An 18,886-nucleotide genomic window follows, 5' to 3' on the forward strand; every position below is an offset into this window, starting at 1 on the left:
CCCGCGCCGGGACGCGCAGCCCGCTGCGCACGAGCAGGCGCGTGAGCTGCCGCCCGTCGACCGGCACCGCGCCCGCGGCCACCGCCCGCCGGTACAGGCTCTCCGGTACGTCGTAGTGGTCCCGGTCGAAGGCGCGCCGGGCCACGCCCAGCCGGTCCGCGAAGTCGTGCAGCTCCTCGTAGGAGGTGTCGGAGACCAGGTGCGAGAAGTGCGTCCCGTGGGCGGGCCAGAGCGGCGGATCGATGTAGACGGGCATGCGACCGATCCTAACGGGGCCGGTTAGCGGGGGTCCGGGGGACCCCCTAGACTGTTCGCGTCGCCCTCGTAGCTCAGGGGATAGAGCACGGCTCTCCTAAAGCCGGTGTCGTTGGTTCGAATCCAATCGGGGGCACGCACGGACGCCCCGGACCGCACGGTCCGGGGCGTCCTTTTGTCCGGAACGGAACCGGCGGGGCCGGGCGGCCTCCGCGCGACCGGGAGCCGGGCTCACCCCCGCTGTCCGGAACGCGGGTCCTGCCGCGGGGCGCCGGCGGTCCTCGACCGGCGCCGCAGGGCCTCCACGGCCACGGCCCCGGTCACGGCGAGCAGCAGCACGAGCAGCACCCAGCGGGCGATCACCAGCACGGACGCCGTGGTCACGGCGGCGCCGTCCCCGGGGTCCGCGAGAGCGGCGTCGATGGCCGCGTTGCCGGCCAGGGACACGGCCGCGAAGCCGAGCACCACCGCCGAGCGCAGCCACCGCCGGGCGCGGGACTGCGTGTTGACCGCCACGAACAGCAGCCACGCCAGCCCCACGAACAGCGGCGCCAGCAGCCCGGAGGAGCCGTGCACCGCCTCGTACTGGGCGAGTCCCTCCTCGCCCAGCGCCGCGGCGAGCCGCTGGGCGTGCGCCTGGTCGAAACCGCCCGGCATCCACTCGGGCAGGGTCAGCCCGCCGGCCGCGGCGGCGCCGAACCGGGGGAGGACCCCGGCGTGCACCCAGAGCCACAGGAGCGCCGAGACGGACATGGCCACGCCCACCACGAGGCCCGAGCTCGACCTCGTGGGCTCGGGGCGGAGCTCACCGGGAGCCGCCTCGTGCAGGCGGGTGCCCCGGGCCGGTCCCGGGGGTGCCGCGGTGCCGCCGTGCTTGCGTGCCTTCTGTGCGCGTGTCAGTCCCATGCCCCCATTATCCGGCGCGCGCCCGCCGCCCAACGCCGGGACCGCGGGGTAGGCTGGGGCCACCCGCACCGGCTCTGACGGGCCGCACGGGGGGCGGACCGGCCGACGACGACCGGGCGCTCGACGAGGACGACACGGAGGTGCCGGTCATGGAACTGTCCATCGGACTCCCGGACGGCCTGCTCATGCGGCTGACCGAGGGCAACGTGCTGACGCTGTTCGAGAAGGACCACGAGACGGTGCGCCGCACGGTGGACTGCTCCGTCCTCGGCGGCGCCCCCATCGCCGACATGGTGTGGTCGCACAAGCTCTCGGCCGTGATCGTGGCGGTGCCCTCCCTGCACCGGCTCTTCCGCTGGGACCCGTACACCGACGTGCTGTACGAGTTCGCGGGCACGGGCGAGTCCGGGCGGCGGGACGGGAAGGCGGCGCAGGCGAAGTTCGCCGCGACCGTCTCCATCACCGAGGACGGCAACGGCACGCTGTGGCTCATCGACCGGGACTCCTCGTCCCTGCGCTGCATCGAGATCGACACCGACAAGCCCGACGGCTCCCCGCAGGTCTGCACCGTGGTCGGCCGGGCGGGCGCGGGGTTCGCGGACGGGCCCGCGGACGTGGCCCAGCTGGACCACCCCGAGGACCTGCAGATCCTCTACGACGGCTCCATCGTGATCGCCGACACCGGCAACGACGCCATCCGGCACCTCGACCCGGCCAGCCGGGAGCTCGACACCGTCTACGGCGGAGGGACCGAGGGCTCCGTCGAGTTCGACGACGACATCGAGCTGAAGCGGCCCGTCCGGGTCACGGTCGCCGACTCGGAGCTGTGGGTCGAGGACGACAACGGCCGGCACCGGCTCGAACTGCACTTCGTCTGAGGGCCGTCCCCCGCCCGGCCCGGCTGTCGCCGGGCCTCGGTAGACTGGGTCCACGATGGACTACCTCTTCGACAACCCGCTCCTGCCCTCCGCCTCCGTGGCCCGCCCCGGCACCGACACCCGCCCGCGGCGGGGCACCGTCTCCGCCGACGCCCTGGTGGAGGGGCTCAACGACCCGCAGCGGGCAGCCGTGGAGCACTCCGGCTCACCGCTGCTGATCGTCGCCGGCGCCGGCTCCGGAAAGACCCGGGTGCTGACCCACCGGATCGCGCACCTGCTGGCCACCGGGCGCGCCCACCAGGGCGAGATCCTGGCGATCACGTTCACGAACAAGGCCGCCGCCGAGATGCGCGAGCGCGTGGTGGAGCTGGTGGGGGACTCCGCGAGGTCGATGTCGATCTCCACCTTCCACTCCTTCTGCGTGCGCGTGCTGCGGCGGGAGGCCGCCAGCGTGGGCCTGAAGTCGACCTTCTCCATCTACGACTCCGCCGACTCCCTGCGGCTGCTCACCCTCGTGGCCAAGCAGCACGACCTCGACCCCAAGCGCTTCGCGCCCAAGAGCATCCAGCACCGGATCTCCGCGCTGAAGAACGAGCTCGTCGACGACGAGACGTACCTGTCCCGGGTCTCCGAGACCGACCCCTTCGAGAGCGCCGTGGCCCAGGTCTACCGCGGCTACACGGAGCGGCTGCGCGCGGCCAACGCCATGGACTTCGACGACCTCATCGCCCAGACCGTGCACATGCTCCGGGCGTTCCCGCAGGTCGCCGAGTACTACCGGCGGCGGTACCGGCACGTGCTCATCGACGAGTACCAGGACACCAACCACGCGCAGTACGCGCTGGTCCGGGAGCTCGTCGGGACCGGGGCGGACGCCGGGACCGGGCCGGGGGCGAGCCCCGTGCCGCCCGCCGAGCTGACCGTCGTGGGCGACTCGGACCAGTCGATCTACGCGTTCCGCGGGGCCGACATCCGCAACATCGTCGACTTCGAGCAGGACTACCCCCAGGCCCGCACCATCCTGCTGGAGCAGAACTACCGGTCCACCCAGAACATCCTCACCGCGGCCAACGCGGTGATCGCCAAGAACAAGGGCCGCCGGGACAAGCGGCTGTGGACGGCCTCCGGCAGCGGCGAGAAGATCACCGGCTACGCCGCCGAGAACGAGCACGAGGAGGCCCGCTTCATCGCCGAGGAGATCGACCGTCTCCAGGACGAGGACGGGTACCGCCCCGGCGACGTCGCCGTGTTCTACCGCACCAACGCGCAGTCCCGCTCTCTCGAGGAGATCCTCATGCGCGTGGGCCTGCCCTACAAGGTGGTGGGCGGCACCCGCTTCTACGAGCGCAAGGAGATCAAGGACGCCCTGTCCTACCTGCGCGCGATCGTGAACCCGGACGACGACATCAACGTCCGCCGGATCGTCAACGAGCCCAAGCGCGGCATCGGCGACCGCGCGGAGGGCGCCGCCGCGGCCCTCGCCGAGCGCGAGCGGGTCTCCTTCATGGCCGCGCTGCGCCGCGCCGACGAGGCGCCCGGCATGGCCACCCGCTCCCTGAACGCGGTCAAGGCCTTCGTCCAGCTCATGGACGACCTCGCCTCGGTCGCCGAGGGCTCGGGGGCCGCCACGGTCCTCGAGGCCGTCCTGGAGCAGTCCGGATACCTCGCCGCGCTGCGCCAGTCGCAGGACCCCCAGGACGAGTCCCGGGTCGAGAACCTCGCGGAGCTCGTGGCCGTGGTCCGCGAGTTCGAGCGGGACCACTCCGACGCCGGGCTGCCCGAGTTCCTCGAGCACGTCTCCCTCGTGGCCGATGCCGACCAGATCCCGAACCGGCCCGCCGCCGGCACCGAGGGCGGCCCGAGCGCCGAGCAGATCGCGGCGGAGGTCGCCGAGGCCCGCGCCCAGGGCGTGGTCACGCTCATGACCCTGCACACCGCCAAGGGCCTCGAGTTCCCCGTGGTCTTCCTGACCGGCATGGAGCACGGGCTGTTCCCGCACCAGCGCTCCCTCACGGACGAGAAGGAGATGGAGGAGGAGCGGCGGCTCGCCTACGTGGGGCTCACCCGGGCCCGCGAGCGCCTCTACCTCACCCGTTCTGAGTTCCGCTCCATGTGGGGGCAGTCCCAGTACAACCCGGCCAGCCCGTTCCTCGACGAGATCCCGGCAGAGCTCCTCGACTGGAAGCGCGAGGGGTCCTCGGCCCCGGCGTCCTGGGGTTCCTCCCTGCACGGCGGCTCCGGGCAGCGGGACCCGATGCGGGGCTCCTACTGGGGCGCCGCCGCGGCGTCGAACGCGGCCTTCGAGCGGATGGCGCCGTCCCGGGCCACCACGGCCGGACGGGTCCAGCCCAACAAGGAGATCCCCAGCCTCACGGTCGGCGACACCGTGGACCACACGGCCTTCGGGAAGGGCACCGTGGTGTCCCTCGAGGGCGCCGGCGACAAGACCGTGGCGAAGGTGCGCTTCGGGGCCGACGAGAAGCGGCTGCTGCTGCGCTACGCGCCGCTGACGAAGGTCGGCTGAGCCGACCCGGTTCCGCCCGCCCGCGGTGGTGGTACCGGTGGCTCTCGCCTCCGGTCCCGTGCCGGAGCGGGGGCGGGACGTGCGAAGAGCCTCCGGCCGGAGCGTGGTCAGGGACCACGTCCGGCCGGAGGCTCTCCTCGGGTCAGGGCGTCCCCGCCGCTGACCTCTTGGGCTTGTTCCCTAGGAGGACTTCGCCTTCACCGTGTAGATCGCGCCGGTCGAGACGTCCTCCTCGAGCGCCTCGAGGGTGCGTCCCCGCGTCTCCGGGACCTGGGTGTAGACGAAGATCAGGGACAGCACGCCGAACCCGGCGAAGAGGAAGAACGTCCCGGTGATCCCGACCGCGTCGACCAGGGAGGGGAAGTAGAGCGCGAGGACGCCGTTGGCCACCCAGAGCATGAAGACGGACACGCCGATCCCGAAGCCGCGCATGTGCAGGGGGAACACCTCGGAGAGGTACACCCAGACCGCGACGTTGAGGAAGGTCTGCATGGAGCCGACGAAGGCCACCACGAGGGCCAGGATCACCCAGGGCCGCAGCGGGTTGTCCACCGTCATCGTCATCGCGGCGATCCCGATCAGCAGGTGGCACGTGGTGGTGAGGCTCAGACCGATCATGAAGGTCTTGCGCCGGTCGAGCCGGTCCATCATGTACAGCGCGATGAAGCCGCCGACCACGGCGATCACCCCGGGGGCGATGTTGGCGATGAGGGCCGCGCCGGCCTCGAAGCCCGATTCGATCAGCACGATCTGCCCGTAGTACATGATCGAGTTGATGCCGGTGAACTGCTGGACGATGCCGAGGCCGATGCCGACGAGCAGGATGCGGAGCAGGTGCTTGTTGGTCAGGATCGCGCCCAGCCCGATCCGGTTCTCGGCGCGCTCCTCCTCGGTGATGTGCTCGACCTCGCCGAGCTCGGCGATCGCACGGTCCTCGGAGCGCACCGTCTTGAGCACCTCGAGGGCCTCCGCGTGCCGGCCCTTCTCGACGAGCCAGCGCGGGGACTCCGGCATCCGGAGCATGCCGATGAACAGCGCCACGGCCGGCAGCGCGCAGATCGCGAACATGATCCGCCAGACGCCGGTGACGTCGCTGAAGACGTTGCCGATGATCGCGTTGATCACGAACGCGGAGAGCTGGCCGATCACGATGGCCACCTCGTTGCGTCCCGCGATCGAGCCGCGGATCTCGTACGGGGCCATCTCCGCGAGGAAGACGGGCACCACCGCCGAGGCGCCGCCCACGGCCAGGCCGAGCAGGACGCGCCCGAGCACGAGGATCTCGTAGTTGGGGGTGAGCACGACGACCAGGGTCCCGACGAAGAACAGGACGGCCAGCAGGAGGATGGTCTTCCGGCGCCCCCAGGCGTCCGAGAGGCGTCCGCCGGACAGTGCGCCGACGGCGGCGGCGAAGACGAGCGAGCTCGTGACCACGCCCTCGGTGAACGGGGTGAGGCCGAGCTCCTCCGACATCGGGCGGAGCGCGCCGTTGATCACGCCGGTGTCGTAGCCGAAGAGCAGGCCGCCGAAGCAGGCGACGACGGAGACGAGACCGAGGCGCTTGCGATGCGGCCCGGACGTGAGGGGAGGCAGCGTGGCTGCTGCTTCCCGGGGTGAGGAGGTGGCCATCGGGAGTTCCTTTGCTCGGACGTAACCGGTGCGCTCTGCACGGTGCTGACGGGTCGGACGGGTCACTCCGTGCGTGACGCACGTCTCAGTGGTCCTGATGTCATTATGTTAGGACATATGGCCGGGGTGGGGAACCCCGGCGGGCAGATTCTTGTGATCGCCGCAACATTTCTCCGCCACGGTCCTGCCCGGGTTGGAGCCGGAGGGGCGCACGGCGACAGGGGCCCCGGCCGACGCCGCTAGACGAACAGCAGCACCGCCACGGCCGCGGGGGCCGTCCAGCGCAGCGACCTGCCGGTGAGGTTGTGCACCACGCCCAGCAGCGTGCAGCAGACCACGGCCGTGGCGACCGAGGCCCAGCCGCCCAGGACCAGCCCGGGCAGGGCGAGCAGGAGCCCGAGGACGAGCCCGCCCACCGGGGCGACCCGTGCCCAGGGGGCCGGTCGGCGCAGCTCCACGGCCCGCTGTACGCACGTCAGGACCAGTGCGAGGAGCAGGGCCCGCCCCACGTGGTAGGCGGCGAAGCCCACCATGCCGAGCCACGCGCCCGCGCCGTACTCCGCGTAGAGGTCCAGGTAGAGCTGGATCGGCTGCACGCGCCACTCGCCCACGAGGAAGACGGGCAGGATCACCCCGAGCAGGACGGCCAGCACGAAGACGACGAGGGCCGTGGTGGTCCGCCGGTGGTCGACCGCGGAGGAGGGGGCGGGGTCCGAGGGCGCAGGGACCGCGGGGTCCGCCGCCCGGTGGCGCAGCCACGCCACGAGGCCCCGCTGGATCGCGAGCCACGCCGCGCCGAGGGTCAGCCAGGTGACGACCTGCCAGCCCAGCGGGTAGACGTCGGGGATCCCGCCGGTGAAGGTGAGCACCGTGCCGTCGACCACGGCCTCCAGTCCGAGGGCCACGAACGCGAAGGTCGCGATCGAGACGAGGAAGCCGGCATCGGCAGGGGCGAACGCCCGGTTCTCGGGGGAGTCGACAGAGCTCATGGGGCCAGTCAATCAAGAATCGCCGGGCCGCACGCGCGTGCCCCCGGTTGTGGCCGCAGTTTCAGCATGCACTACAGTCTCGTACAGGGAGTGCACCGGTACGTCCCGCGCCCGGAACGGCTCCGCGGAACGGCCCGGACGCATCCTGCCGGCCCCGGCCGGGAGGATGCGCAGTGCTCCGTTCACCACCAGGTCGGAGGACGACCCGCACACTGCCCGGGTCGCCGCCGCCCACGACTTCGACGAAGAAGGGCATTCACCCGTGGACCTGTTCGAATACCAGGCACGCGACCTGTTCGAGAAGCACGGCGTCCCCGTGCTCCAGGGCATCGTCGCGACCACCCCCGAAGAAGCAAGGGCCGCCGCCGAGAAGATCGGCGGGGTCACCGTCGTGAAGGCGCAGGTCAAGGTCGGAGGCCGCGGCAAGGCCGGCGGCGTCAAGGTCGCCAAGACCGCCGACGAGGCCTACGAGTACGCCCAGCAGATCCTCGGCATGGACATCAAGGGCCACACCGTCCACCGCGTCATGATCGCCCAGGGCGCGGACATCGCGGAGGAGTACTACTTCTCGATCCTGCTGGACCGTGCCAACCGCTCCTACCTGGCCATGTGCTCCGTCGAGGGCGGCGTGGAGATCGAGCAGCTCGCCGTCGAGCGGCCCGAGGCCCTCGCCCGCGTCGAGGTCGTCCCGACCGAGGGCATCACCGAGGCCAAGGCCCAGGAGATCGTCCGCGAGGCGAAGTTCGACGACGAGACCGCCGCGAAGGTGGTCCCCGTGCTCGTGAAGCTGTGGGACGTCTTCAAGAAGGAGGACGCCACGCTCGTCGAGGTCAACCCGCTGGTGAAGACCGGCGACGGGCAGGTCATCGCTCTCGACGGCAAGGTCACCCTCGACGAGAACGCGGAGTTCCGCCAGCCGGAGCACGCCTCCCTCGCCGACAAGTCCAGCGCCGACCCCCTCGAGGAGAAGGCCAAGGAGTACGACCTCAACTACGTCAAGCTCGACGGCGAGGTCGGCATCATCGGCAACGGCGCGGGCCTGGTGATGTCCACCCTGGACGTCGTCGCCTACGCCGGCGAGAAGCACGGCAACGTCAAGCCGGCCAACTTCCTGGACATCGGCGGCGGGGCCTCGGCCGAGGTCATGGCCGCGGGCCTGGACGTGATCCTCAACGACCCGCAGGTGAAGTCCGTGTTCGTCAACGTCTTCGGCGGCATCACCGCGTGCGACGCCGTGGCCAACGGCATCGTGAAGGCCCTCGAGATCCTCGGGGACGAGGAGGACAAGCCGCTCGTGGTCCGCCTGGACGGCAACAACGTCGAGGAGGGCCGGCGCATCCTGGCCGGCGCCAACCACCCGCTCGTCACCCTCGCCGAGACCATGGACGAGGGCGCGGACAAGGCCGCCGAGCTCGCCCACGCCGCCAACTGATCCGCCGACCGGACGAACACTTCTAAGGAACGAACAGCAATGTCAATCTTTTTGAACAAGGACTCCAAGGTCATCGTTCAGGGCATCACCGGCGGCGAGGGCACCAAGCACACCGGCCGCATGCTCGCGGCGGGGACGCAGGTCATGGGCGGCGTCAACGCCCGCAAGGCCGGCACCACCGTGGCTCACCAGGACAAGGACGGCAACAGCGTCGAGCTGCCGGTCTTCGGCACCGTCGCCGAGGCCGTCGAGAAGACCGGCGCGGACGTGTCGATCGTCTTCGTGCCGCCGGCCTTCACGAAGGACGCTGTCATCGAGGCCATCGACGCCTCGGTCCCGCTGGTGGTCGTCATCACCGAGGGCATCCCGGTGCAGGACTCCGCCGAGTTCTGGGCCTACGCGAAGTCGAGGACCGGTGCGGACGGCAAGCAGACCACCCGCATCATCGGCCCGAACTGCCCCGGCATCATCACCCCGGGCGAGTCGCTCGTCGGCATCACCCCGGCGAACATCACCGGCAAGGGCAAGATCGGCCTGGTCTCCAAGTCCGGCACCCTGACCTACCAGATGATGTACGAGCTGCGCGACATCGGCTTCACCACCGCCATCGGCATCGGCGGCGACCCGGTCATCGGCACCACCCACATCGACGCCCTCGAGGCGTTCGAGGCGGACCCCGAGACCGAGGCCATCGTGATGATCGGCGAGATCGGCGGCGACGCCGAGGAGCGCGCCGCGGACTTCATCAAGGCGAACGTCTCCAAGCCGGTCGTCGGCTACGTCGCCGGCTTCACCGCTCCCGAGGGCAAGACCATGGGCCACGCCGGCGCCATCGTCTCCGGCTCCTCGGGCACGGCGCAGGCCAAGAAGGAGGCCCTCGAGGCCGCGGGCGTGAAGGTCGGCAAGACCCCGTCCGAGACCGCCCAGCTGATGCGGGAGATCTTCGAGACGAAGTGATCCGGCGGGCTCCGGCCCGTCGACCCAGCACCCGGGGAAGGCCCCGTCCGCGAACACCGTGGACGGGGCCTTTCCCGTGCGCCGAGCCGGCCGAGGAGTCAGAGCCGGCCTTCGAGGAACTGCGCGACGCCCTCGCCGAAGGACCAGTCCTCGCGGGTGTTCTCGGTGACGGAGACGATGAGGTCCTGCGGGTCCAGCCCGGTGCGGGCGCGGAGGCGGTCGGCCAGGGCCCGGTACATGGCCTGCTTCTGGGCCTCGCTGCGGCCCTGCTGGACCACCTGGACGATGACGAGGTCGTCGGTGCGGGTGAAGCCGAGGCCGGTGTCCTCGGCGATGATCTGGCCGGGCCGGTGCTCGGTGATGATCTGGTAGCGGTCGCGGGGCGGGGCCGCGAAGGTGTCGAGCATGACGTCCTGGACGGTGTCGGCGAGCTCGCGGAGCTGTTCGGGGGTTCGACGGTCTTCGATGACGTCGATGCGCACGAGGGGCACGGGTGGGTCCTTCCGGTGGATGGCACGTGGTGGACGACTGTTCCACCATGCTCGAAAGTATGTCAACACATTACGACAAAGAAAAGACCTGATGGGCGTCCCTTGCCCCCTCCGGTGGCCACGAATCGGGTCTCGGGGATCGCCGGGCGCGCAGTTAGACGGTATGTCTTTACAAACTGACCTGATGTCGTATTCTGGTTGTGATCCGGACCACTGATCGGCCGGGCGCACGGGATCCGCACCGTGACGCCGGTCCAGCACCAGAAAGCAGGGCACCATGGCGCAGCAGAGCGCGACCTCCACGACCGCCGGCGCGGCGGCACAGCAGCAGAACCCCGTCCTCATCGGCACCGCCCCCGACTCCTGGGGCGTGTGGTTCGCCGACGACCCGAAGCAGACCCCCTGGGAGCGCTTCCTCGACGAGGTCGCCGAGGCGGGCTACTCCTGGATCGAGCTGGGTCCCTACGGCTACCTGCCCACGGACCCCGCCCGGCTCGCCGACGAGCTCGCCCAGCGCAGCCTGAAGGTCTCGGCGGGCACCGTCTTCACGGCGTTCCATCGCGGCGCCGGCCAGTGGCAGGAGGCGTGGGAGCCCGCGCGGAAGGTCGCTGAGCTGACCGCCGCCATGGGTGGCGAGCACATCGTGGTGATCCCGGCCATGTGGCGGGACGACGTGACGGGCCAGGCGCTCGAGAACGAGCACCTGAGCACCGAGCAGTGGAACGCGCTGTGCGAGGGCCACGACCGGCTGGGGAAGGTGCTGCGCGAGGACTTCGGTCTGCAGCAGCAGTTCCACTCCCACGCCGACTCCCACGTGTGCGGCCAGCCCGACATCGAGACCTTCCTGCAGCGCACCGACCCCGAGCTGGTCACCCTCTGCCTGGACACCGGCCACGCCGAGTACGGGGGAGCGTCCTCCGTGGACCTCATCCGCCGCTACCCCGAGCGGATCGGCTACCTGCACCTGAAGCAGATCGACCCCGTGGTCCTCGAACGCGTGCGCCGGGAGAACCTGACCTGGGCCGCGGCCAACCTCGCCGGTGTCATGGTCGAGCCGCCCGCCGGCCTGCCGGACCTCGCGGAGGTCATCGCGGAGGTGGAGAAGCTGGAGCGACCGGTCTTCGGCATCGTCGAGCAGGACATGTACCCCGTCTCCTCCTTCGACGTCCCGCTGCCCATCGCCACCCGCACGCGCTCCTACCTGCTGGGCTGCGGCTCCCGCACCCGCGTCCGCTGACCCGTCCGCGCACCACAGACCTGGAGATCCGCCCATGAAGATCGCCCTCGATCCCACCCCGTTCCATTCCACCCACTCCCTGCTCGAGTTCCCGCAGCTCGCCGCGGACCTGGGCTACGACCACCTGCAGCTCACGCCGCACGCCGACTTCCTGCCCTTCTTCGGCCACCCCAAGGCCGACGACCGGCTCGTCGCGGACCTGCGGGCGGCCTGCCGTGCCGCCGGGGTGCAGATCGCCTCCGTGCTGCCCGTGCTGCGCTGGTCCTCCCCGGACCCCGACGCCCGTGAGGCCGCCGTGCGGTACTGGAAGCGCGCCATCCGGATGACCGTGGACCTCGGGGTGCAGCAGATGAACACCGAGTTCTCGGGCCGGCCCGAGCTCTCCGAGGAGTCCGAGCGCGCGTTCTACCGCTCCATGGAGGAGCTCCTGCCCCTCATCGAGGCGGAGGGCGTGCACATCGCCATCGACCCGCACCCCGACGACTTCGTGGAGCAGGGCCTGGCGGCGTGGCGGGTGATCCGGGGCGTGAACTCCCCGAACCTCGGCTTCGCCTACGTGGCCCCGCACACCTTCCACATGGAGGACGCACCCCTGGAGATCATGGCCGCGGTGGGCGACCGCCTGCGCGTGGTGCACGTGGCGGACACGATGGACCACCACCGCTCGCACGGGCTGCGCTACATCACCAACCCCCCGGGCAACGCCGCCCGGGTGCACCAGCACCTGAAGATCGGCGACGGCGACGTCGACTGGGACGAGTTCTTCGGCGGCCTCGCCACCAACGGCTTCCTCGACCGGGCGGACTCCGTGATGGTCTCCTCGGTCTTCGCCGAGGACGAGAGCGCGATGGAGGTCTCCCGCTACCAGCTGGAGCAGATGACCGAGCGCGCCGAGGCGGCCCGGAAGGCCGCCGCCGGCACCCCGCAGCACACCGAGCAGAGGACGGAGGCCCACGCGTGAGCTACGACGTCGTGACCCTGGGACGCATCAGCGTCGACATCTACCCCGACGACATCGGCGTCGGACTCGAGGACGTGACCACGTTCCGCAAGTACCTCGGCGGATCGCCGTCGAACGTGGCGGTCGCCGCGGCCCGCCACGGCGAGTCCACCGCGGTGATCACCCGCACCGGCGACGACCCGTTCGCCACCTTCCTGCACCGCGAGCTCACCCGCTACGGCGTGGACGACCGATTCGTGAGCGCCGTGCCGGGGCTGCAGACCCCCGCCACGTTCTGCGCGATCCGCCCGCCCGAGGACTTCCCGCTGTACTTCTACGGACGCTTCCCCACGGCCCCGGACCTGCAGATCCGGCCCGAGGAGATCGACACCGAGGTCGTGGCCGACACGCGGATCCTGTGGTCCACCGTCACGGGCCTGTGCCAGGAGCCGTCCCGGGCGGCCCACTTCGCCGCCCACGAGGCCCGTCCCCGCGAGCAGCTGCGGGCCGACCAGCACACGATCCTGGACCTCGACTACCGGCCCATGTTCTGGGAGTCCGAGGAGGACGCCCGCGCGCAGGTCCACGAGCTGCTCGGCCACGTGACCATCGCCATCGGCAACGACAAGGAGTGCGCGGTGGCCGTGGGGGAGGGCACCCCCGACGAGCAGGCCGACCGGCTGCTGGAGGCCGGCGTGCGGATCGCCGTCGTCAAGCTCGGCCCCGAGGGGGTCATGGCCAAGACCCGCGACGAGCGCGTGGTCTCGGCCCCCGTCCCGGTGGAGACCGTCAACGGCCTCGGCGCCGGCGACTCCTTCGGCGGGGCCTTCTGCCACGGCATCAACCAGGGCTGGAGCCTCGAGCAGGTCCTCGACTACGCCAACGCCTCAGGCGCGATCGTGGCCTCGAAGATCTCCTGCTCCGACGCCATGCCCACCCCCGCCGAGGTCTTCCAGCTGCTGCGCGAGCGCGGCCGCGCCGTACCCGAAGGAGCCACCCGATGACCACGACCACCCCCCTCGAGCTCGACACGGCGGACCCCCGCCGCTACGAGCACCTGACCCGGGTCCGGCTGGAGGACCCGCGCGCCGTCCAGCGCGCCGCGGACTCCCGCCGTCGTCACCCCGGACCCGTGCACGGGCGGCAGAACTTCGTCGTCGCCGCCGACCACGCGGCCCGCGGCGCCCTGCGGGTGCGCGGCGAGGCCGACGCCATGGCCGACCGGCGCAGCCTGCTCGACCGGCTGCAGATCGCCCTGGCGGACCCCCAGGTGGACGGCGTGCTCGCCTCCCCGGACGTGCTGGACGACCTGCTGCTGCTCGGGGCGCTCGAGGGCAAGCTCGTCTTCGGCTCCATGAACCGCGGCGGACTGCCGGGCCTCGTCAACGAGATCGACGACCGCTTCACGGGGCACACCGCCGAGGCCCTGGACCGGATCGGCGCCGACGGCGGCAAGATGCTCACCCGCATCTGCTTCGAGGACCCGCACACCACCTCCGTCCTGGAGAACACCGCCAGGGCGGTGGACTCCCTCGCCGCCCTCGGCCTCATCGCGATGGTGGAGCCGTTCATCTCCCGGATCACCGGCACCGGCATCGTCAACGACCTCTCCGCCGACGCCGTGATCCAGTCCGTGGCGATCGCCCAGGGGCTCGGGGGAACCTCCGCGCACACGTGGATGAAGCTTCCCGTGGTCGAGGACATGGAGCGCGTCATGGCGGCCACCACCCTGCCCACGGTCCTGCTGGGCGGTGACCCGAGCGGCCGGCCCGACGAGGTCTTCGCGACCTGGGAGGCCGCCCTCGCGCTGCCCGGCGTGCAGGGCCTGACCGTCGGCCGCACCCTCCTCTACCCCGAGGACGGCGACGTCGCCGGCGCCGTGGCCACCGCCGCGTCCCTGCTCAAGGGGCACACCGTCGAGGAAGGAGCCGCCCGATGAGCACCCGCACCCTCTCCGTCTCCCAGGCGCTCGTGGAGTTCCTGGCCAACCAGTGGACCGTCGACCGGATCGGTGCCGAGGAGTACCGGCAGCGCACGATCCCGGGCATGTTCGGCATCTTCGGCCACGGCAACGTGGCCGGGGTGGGGCAGGCCCTGAAGCAGTACCAGGCCCAGGACCCCGCCCTGATGCCCTACTACCAGGGCCGCAACGAGCAGGCCCAGGTGCACCAGGCCGTCGGCTACGCCCGGCACACCCGGCGCCGGGCCACCTTCGCGGTGTCCACCTCGATCGGCCCCGGCGCCACCAACATGGTGACCGGCGCCGCCCTGGCCACCACGAACCGGCTGCCCGCGCTGCTGTTCCCCTCGGACCAGTTCGCCTCCCGGCGCCCGGACCCGGTGCTCCAGCAGCTCGAGCGCCCCGACGCCAACGACATCACCGTCAACGACGTCTTCCGGCCGGTGTCCCGCTACTTCGACCGCGTCTGGCGGCCGGAGCAGCTCTTCTCGGCGCTGCTCAACGGCATGCGGGTGCTCACGGACCCGGCCGAGACCGGCGCCGTGACGATCGCGCTCCCGCAGGACGTGCAGGCCGAGCCGCTGGAGGTGCCCGAGGAGTTCCTCGCCCCCCGGGAGTGGCGGATCCGCCGGCCGGCGCCCGAGGAGGAGGACGTCCGCGCGGCCGTCGCGGCGATCCGTGCGGCCGAGCGGCCCGTGGTCATCGCCGGCGGCGGGGTGCACTACTCCTTCGCCACCGAGGCGCTGGCCGAGTTCGCCGAGACCACCGGGATCCCCGTGACCTACACCCAGGCGGGCGTGGGGGTCATGGACTGGGACCACCCGCTGTGCCTCGGGGCCGTCGGCTCCACCGGCTCCACGGCCTCCAACGCCGTGGTCGCCGACGCCGACCTGGTGATCGGCATCGGCACCCGGTACGAGGACTTCACCACCGCGTCCCGCACCGCGTTCCAGCACCCGGACGTGCGCTTCGTCAACATCAACGTCGCGGCGTTCGACGCCTACAAGCAGGGCACCGCCGTGCCGGTCGTCGCCGACGCCCGCAAGACGCTCGTCGAACTGACGCAGGCGCTGGGCGGGTACCGGGTCGGTGCGGACCTCGCGGCGACCGTCGAAGCCGAGAAGCAGCGCTGGGACGCGACCGTGGACGCGGCGTTCTCCGAGCGGCACCTGCCGCTGCCCAGCCAGAACGAGATCATCGGGGCCGTCAACGAGGCCATGGACGACCGCGACGTCGTCGTGTGCGCGGCGGGCTCGCTGCCCGGTGACCTGCACAAGATGTGGCGGGTCAAGGACGCCTTCGGCTACCACGTCGAGTACGCGTTCTCCTGCATGGGCTACGAGATCGCCGGCGGGCTCGGGGTCAAGCGGGCCGCCGTGGCCGAGGCCCAGCGGGCCGGGACGCCGCAGGACGCGCGCGACGTCGTCGTCATGGTCGGGGACGGCTCCTACCTGATGATGCACACCGAGCTCGTCACGGCCGTGGCCGAGGGGCTCAAGCTCGTGGTGGTGCTGATCCAGAACCACGGCTACGCCTCGATCGGCGCGCTCTCGGAGCAGCTGGGGTCCCAGCGCTTCGGCACGAAGTACCGCTACCTCGACGGGCAGCGGCACAGCTTCGACGACGGCTCGACGCTGCCGATCGACCTCGCCACGAACGCCGAGTCCCTCGGCGTGCGCGTGCTGCGGGTCGAGCCCGGCGAGGGCGTGATCGACCGGCTGCAGCGGTGCGTGGCCGAGGCCAAGGCCGTGCCCGAGGGCTCCGGTCCCGTGCTCGTGCACGTGGAGTCGGACCCGCTGATCGACGCGCCCAGCTCCGAGTCCTGGTGGGACGTGCCCGTCACGGGCACCGCCACCCTCGAGTCCACGAACGAGGCCTACGAGGTCTACCAGCAGCACAAGGCCCGGCAGCGTCCGCTGCTGGGGAACTGAAGGAGGAGTCCCATGACCCAGCAGATCGACAGGACCGACCAGCAGATCCAGCACGTCGAGCACTTCATCGCCGGGGCCCGCACGCCCGGCACCGGTGACCGCACCCAGGAGATCTACAACCCCGCCACCGGGCAGGTGTCCGGCATCCTGCACCTGGCCACCGACGAGGACCTGCAGACCACGGTGGCCGCGGCGCGGAAGGCCGCCGACTCGTGGGGCGACGTGTCCCTGGCCAAGCGCACCGCCGTGCTGTTCAAGTTCCGCGAGCTCGTGGCCGCCCACACCGACGACCTCGCCGCCCTGATCACCGCCGAGCACGGCAAGGTGCTCTCCGACGCCAAGGGCGAGGTGGGCCGCGGCCTCGAGGTCGTCGAGTTCGCCTGCGGGATCGCCGAGCAGCTCAAGGGGGAGTACTCCGACCAGTTCTCCACCGGCATCGACGTCTACTCCTTCCGCCAGCCCCTCGGCGTGGTCGCGGGCATCACCCCGTTCAATTTCCCCGTCATGGTGCCGCTGTGGATGGCGCCGGTGGCGATCGCCACCGGCAACGCCTTCATCCTCAAGCCTTCCGAGCGGGACCCCTCCCCGGCCCTGCTGATCGCCGAGCTGTGGCAGCGGGCCGGACTGCCGGACGGGGTGTTCCAGGTGCTGCACGGCGGCAAGGAGGCCGTGGACGGGCTGCTGACCCACCCGGACGTGGACGGCATCTCGTTCGTGGGCTCCACCCCGATCGCGCAGTACGTGCACGAGACCGCGACCAAGCACGGCAAGCGCGTCCAGGCCCTCGGCGGGGCGAAGAACCACGCGATCGTGCTGCCGGACGCGGACATGGACTCCGCGGCCGACAACCTCACGGCGGCCGCCTTCGGCTCCGCCGGGGAGCGCTGCATGGCCGTGTCCGTGGCCGTGGCCGTCGGCGAGGCCGCGGACCTGCTCGTGGACAAGCTGGCCGCCCGCGCCAAGGACATCACCGTGGGCAACGGCATGGACGCCTCCTCCGACATGGGCCCCGTCATCACCCCCGCGTCCCGGGACCGGGTGCGCCGGATCGTCACCGCCGCCGAGCAGGACGGCGCCGCCGTCGTCGTGGACGGCCGCGACCTGATCGTGAAGGACCACGAGGACGGCTTCTTCGTGGGCCCCACCGTCCTGGACCGGGTTCGGAAGGACATGCAGGCCTACGAGGAGGAGATCTTCGGGCCCGTCCTCGTGGTGCTGCGCGTGGACACCCTGGAGGAGGGCATCGAGGTCATCAACGCCAACCCGTACGGCAACGGCACCGCGATCTTCACCTCCTCCGGCGCCTACGCCCGCCAGTTCAAGCGGCAGGTGACCGTGGGCATGATCGGCGTCAACGTCCCGATCCCCGTGCCCGTCGCCTGGCACTCCTTCGGCGGCTGGAAGGCCTCCCTGTTCGGCGACCACCACATCTACGGGCCCGACGGCGTGCGCTTCTACACCCGCGGCAAGGCCATCACCGAGCGCTGGCCCGAGCCGCACCACGCCTCGGGGGCGTCCTTCGCCTTCCCGTCCTCGTCCGACCACTGACCCGCACGCCACCCGCTCCCGCCGGTCCCCGGACCGGCGGGAGCGCCCCGCACATCCCGCCCCGCAGGGGCGGCGGAAGGAGAACACCATGAACACCCCGCTGCGCGTAGCCGTCGTCGGAGCCGGCCGCATGGGCGCCGACCACATCGAGCGCATCCACCGCCGGATCAACGGCGCCGAGATCGCCGCCGTCGTCGACATCGACCGGGCCCGGGCCGAGGCCGCCATCGCCCACATCCCCGGCGCGGTGGCCCACACCGACTTCCAGGAGGTGCTCGACCGGGACGACATCGACGCCGCCCTCATCGCCACCCCCGGGTTCCTGCACGAGCAGGTGCTGCTGTCCGCGATCGAGCACGGGCTGCCCACGCTGTGCGAGAAGCCGCTGACCCCGGACGCGGAGTCCTCCTGGCGCGTGGTCGAGGCCGAGGTCGCCGCCGGCCGGCAGCTGATCCAGGTCGGCTTCATGCGCCGCTTCGACGCGGGCTATCTCGCCCTGCGCCGGATGATCGAGGAGCAGACCTACGGGGAGCTGCTGACCCTGCACCACCAGCATCGCAACCCGACCACCCCGCCCGGGTTCACCAACGAGATGATCATCAACGACTCCGTGGTGCACGAGTTCGACGCCGTGCGCTTCTTCACCGGGGAGGAGATCACCTCGGTCCAGGTCCGGATCGGGCGCTCCACCCGCAACGCCCCGGAGGGCCAGAAGGACCCGCAGCTGGTGCTCATGGAGACCGAGTCCGGGATCCTCGCCCAGGTCGAGGCCTACGTCAACGCGCAGTTCGGCTACCAGGTCGCCACGCAGGCGTCCTTCGAGACCGGCGTGGTGGGCATCGGCGGCGACACCGAACCCTACGTCCGCACGGCCGGCACCTGGGGCGGCAGCGTCACCCCGGGCTTCGAGGAGCGCTTCGTCGAGGCCTACGACCGCGAGATCCAGGCGTGGGTCGACGCCGCCGCGCGCGGGCAGATCGGCGGGCCCTCCGCATGGGACGGCTACGCCACGGCCGCGTGCTGCGAGGCCGGCGTCCGGGCGCAGGCCAGCGGGGAGATCGTGCCCGTGCGGATGCAGCCGAAGCCGGAGCTCTACAGCACGGCACCGGTGGCCGCCCGCGCCTGAGTGGCAGCGGGGGCCGGCGTCAGGGCGCGGCGGGGCGAGGGCCCCGCCGCGCCCTGACCCGTTTCCCCGGCGCGGCGGCGGGG

General features: G+C 71.4%; 16 protein-coding genes and 1 tRNA gene. 12 read left to right on the forward strand and 5 right to left on the reverse strand.

The window, feature by feature from the left end; all coding sequences use genetic code 11:
* Positions 1–256 (reverse strand): DUF4031 domain-containing protein (locus CRM73_RS13095; protein WP_229588027.1); only part of this gene is annotated, 256 nt, incomplete at its 3' end.
* Positions 257–318: 62 nt separating this feature from the next.
* On the opposite strand from CRM73_RS13095, the gene CRM73_RS13100 reads away from it, so the two are divergent.
* A tRNA-Arg gene (locus CRM73_RS13100) sits at positions 319–391 on the forward strand.
* Positions 392–486: 95 nt separating this feature from the next.
* On the opposite strand, the gene CRM73_RS13105 is transcribed toward CRM73_RS13100, so the two are convergent.
* Entirely contained in the window at positions 487–1,161 is a 675-nt protein-coding gene (locus tag CRM73_RS13105) for a hypothetical protein (RefSeq protein WP_109222520.1), read from the reverse strand.
* 149 nt (positions 1,162–1,310) lie between these two features.
* Here CRM73_RS13105 and CRM73_RS13110 point away from each other — a divergent pair, with 149 nt between their 5' ends.
* Entirely contained in the window at positions 1,311–2,039 is a 729-nt protein-coding gene (locus CRM73_RS13110; protein WP_109222567.1) for an integrase, read from the forward strand.
* A gap of 55 nt (positions 2,040–2,094) precedes the next feature.
* Entirely contained in the window at positions 2,095–4,563 is a 2,469-nt protein-coding gene (pcrA, locus tag CRM73_RS13115) for a DNA helicase PcrA (RefSeq protein WP_229588029.1), read from the forward strand.
* Between the two features lie 180 nt (positions 4,564–4,743).
* On the opposite strand, the gene CRM73_RS13120 is transcribed toward pcrA, so the two are convergent.
* Positions 4,744–6,192, reverse strand: a complete 1,449-nt coding sequence (locus tag CRM73_RS13120) for a sugar porter family MFS transporter (RefSeq protein WP_229588031.1) — start codon at positions 6,190–6,192, stop codon at positions 4,744–4,746.
* Positions 6,193–6,431: 239 nt separating this feature from the next.
* Positions 6,432–7,181 carry a hypothetical protein gene (locus tag CRM73_RS13125; RefSeq protein ID WP_109243248.1) on the reverse strand — a complete coding sequence of 250 codons (750 nt, stop codon included), beginning with the start codon at positions 7,179–7,181 and terminating at the stop codon, positions 6,432–6,434.
* A 262-nt stretch (positions 7,182–7,443) separates the two neighbouring features.
* Here CRM73_RS13125 and sucC point away from each other — a divergent pair, with 262 nt between their 5' ends.
* Both sucC and sucD read left to right on the forward strand, forming a co-directional pair.
* Positions 7,444–8,613 (forward strand): ADP-forming succinate--CoA ligase subunit beta, encoded by a 1,170-nt coding sequence (gene sucC / locus CRM73_RS13130; protein ID WP_229588033.1) that lies wholly within the window; start codon positions 7,444–7,446, stop codon positions 8,611–8,613.
* Between the two features lie 39 nt (positions 8,614–8,652).
* Entirely contained in the window at positions 8,653–9,570 is a 918-nt protein-coding gene (gene sucD / locus CRM73_RS13135; protein WP_031282624.1) for a succinate--CoA ligase subunit alpha, read from the forward strand.
* 98 nt (positions 9,571–9,668) lie between these two features.
* On the opposite strand, the gene CRM73_RS19970 is transcribed toward sucD, so the two are convergent.
* On the reverse strand, positions 9,669–10,061 hold the full coding sequence (locus tag CRM73_RS19970; protein WP_017832726.1) for a tautomerase family protein: 393 nt from the start codon (positions 10,059–10,061) through the stop codon (positions 9,669–9,671).
* 277 nt (positions 10,062–10,338) lie between these two features.
* Between CRM73_RS19970 and CRM73_RS13145 the strand changes: the two genes are divergently transcribed.
* The 7 genes from CRM73_RS13145 to CRM73_RS13175 all read left to right on the forward strand — a co-directional run bounded on the left by CRM73_RS13145 (position 10,339) and on the right by CRM73_RS13175 (position 18,803).
* Positions 10,339–11,298, forward strand: a complete 960-nt coding sequence (locus CRM73_RS13145) for a sugar phosphate isomerase/epimerase (protein ID WP_052132931.1) — start codon at positions 10,339–10,341, stop codon at positions 11,296–11,298.
* Between the two features lie 34 nt (positions 11,299–11,332).
* Positions 11,333–12,259, forward strand: a complete 927-nt coding sequence (locus CRM73_RS13150) for a sugar phosphate isomerase/epimerase (RefSeq protein WP_035926931.1) — start codon at positions 11,333–11,335, stop codon at positions 12,257–12,259.
* Entirely contained in the window at positions 12,256–13,242 is a 987-nt protein-coding gene (iolC, locus tag CRM73_RS13155; protein WP_035926933.1) for a 5-dehydro-2-deoxygluconokinase, read from the forward strand. The genes CRM73_RS13150 and iolC overlap by 4 nt, the downstream gene beginning before the upstream one ends.
* Positions 13,239–14,177 (forward strand): hypothetical protein, encoded by a 939-nt coding sequence (locus tag CRM73_RS13160; RefSeq protein ID WP_035926938.1) that lies wholly within the window; start codon positions 13,239–13,241, stop codon positions 14,175–14,177. The genes iolC and CRM73_RS13160 overlap by 4 nt, the downstream gene beginning before the upstream one ends.
* Positions 14,174–16,129 carry a 3D-(3,5/4)-trihydroxycyclohexane-1,2-dione acylhydrolase (decyclizing) gene (iolD, locus tag CRM73_RS13165; protein WP_109243251.1) on the forward strand — a complete coding sequence of 652 codons (1,956 nt, stop codon included), beginning with the start codon at positions 14,174–14,176 and terminating at the stop codon, positions 16,127–16,129. Before CRM73_RS13160 ends, iolD begins: the two co-directional genes overlap by 4 nt.
* A gap of 12 nt (positions 16,130–16,141) precedes the next feature.
* Positions 16,142–17,677: a CoA-acylating methylmalonate-semialdehyde dehydrogenase gene (locus CRM73_RS13170; RefSeq protein ID WP_229588035.1), complete on the forward strand. Its 1,536-nt coding sequence runs from the start codon at positions 16,142–16,144 to the stop codon at positions 17,675–17,677.
* A gap of 88 nt (positions 17,678–17,765) precedes the next feature.
* Positions 17,766–18,803: a Gfo/Idh/MocA family protein gene (locus tag CRM73_RS13175; RefSeq protein ID WP_017832130.1), complete on the forward strand. Its 1,038-nt coding sequence runs from the start codon at positions 17,766–17,768 to the stop codon at positions 18,801–18,803.
* Positions 18,804–18,886: the final 83 nt, after the last annotated feature.

It is taken from the genome of Kocuria sp. CCUG 69068 (assembly GCF_020833785.1).
GTDB lineage: Bacteria > Actinomycetota > Actinomycetes > Actinomycetales > Micrococcaceae > Kocuria > Kocuria rosea.

Coding starts and splice junctions, on each gene's coding strand:
- CRM73_RS13175 (WP_017832130.1), top strand. CDS start 17,766: ATGAACACCCCGCTGCGCGTAGCCGTCGTCGGAGCCGGCCGCATGGGC.
- CRM73_RS13170 (WP_229588035.1), top strand. CDS start 16,142: ATGACCCAGCAGATCGACAGGACCGACCAGCAGATCCAGCACGTCGAG.
- iolD (WP_109243251.1), top strand. CDS start 14,174: ATGAGCACCCGCACCCTCTCCGTCTCCCAGGCGCTCGTGGAGTTCCTG.
- CRM73_RS13160 (WP_035926938.1), top strand. CDS start 13,239: ATGACCACGACCACCCCCCTCGAGCTCGACACGGCGGACCCCCGCCGC.
- CRM73_RS13110 (WP_109222567.1), top strand. CDS start 1,311: ATGGAACTGTCCATCGGACTCCCGGACGGCCTGCTCATGCGGCTGACC.
- CRM73_RS13145 (WP_052132931.1), top strand. CDS start 10,339: ATGGCGCAGCAGAGCGCGACCTCCACGACCGCCGGCGCGGCGGCACAG.
- CRM73_RS13125 (WP_109243248.1), bottom strand. CDS start 7,181: ATGAGCTCTGTCGACTCCCCCGAGAACCGGGCGTTCGCCCCTGCCGAT.
- CRM73_RS13150 (WP_035926931.1), top strand. CDS start 11,333: ATGAAGATCGCCCTCGATCCCACCCCGTTCCATTCCACCCACTCCCTG.
- CRM73_RS13105 (WP_109222520.1), bottom strand. CDS start 1,161: ATGGGACTGACACGCGCACAGAAGGCACGCAAGCACGGCGGCACCGCG.
- sucD (WP_031282624.1), top strand. CDS start 8,653: ATGTCAATCTTTTTGAACAAGGACTCCAAGGTCATCGTTCAGGGCATC.
- CRM73_RS13120 (WP_229588031.1), bottom strand. CDS start 6,192: ATGGCCACCTCCTCACCCCGGGAAGCAGCAGCCACGCTGCCTCCCCTC.
- pcrA (WP_229588029.1), top strand. CDS start 2,095: ATGGACTACCTCTTCGACAACCCGCTCCTGCCCTCCGCCTCCGTGGCC.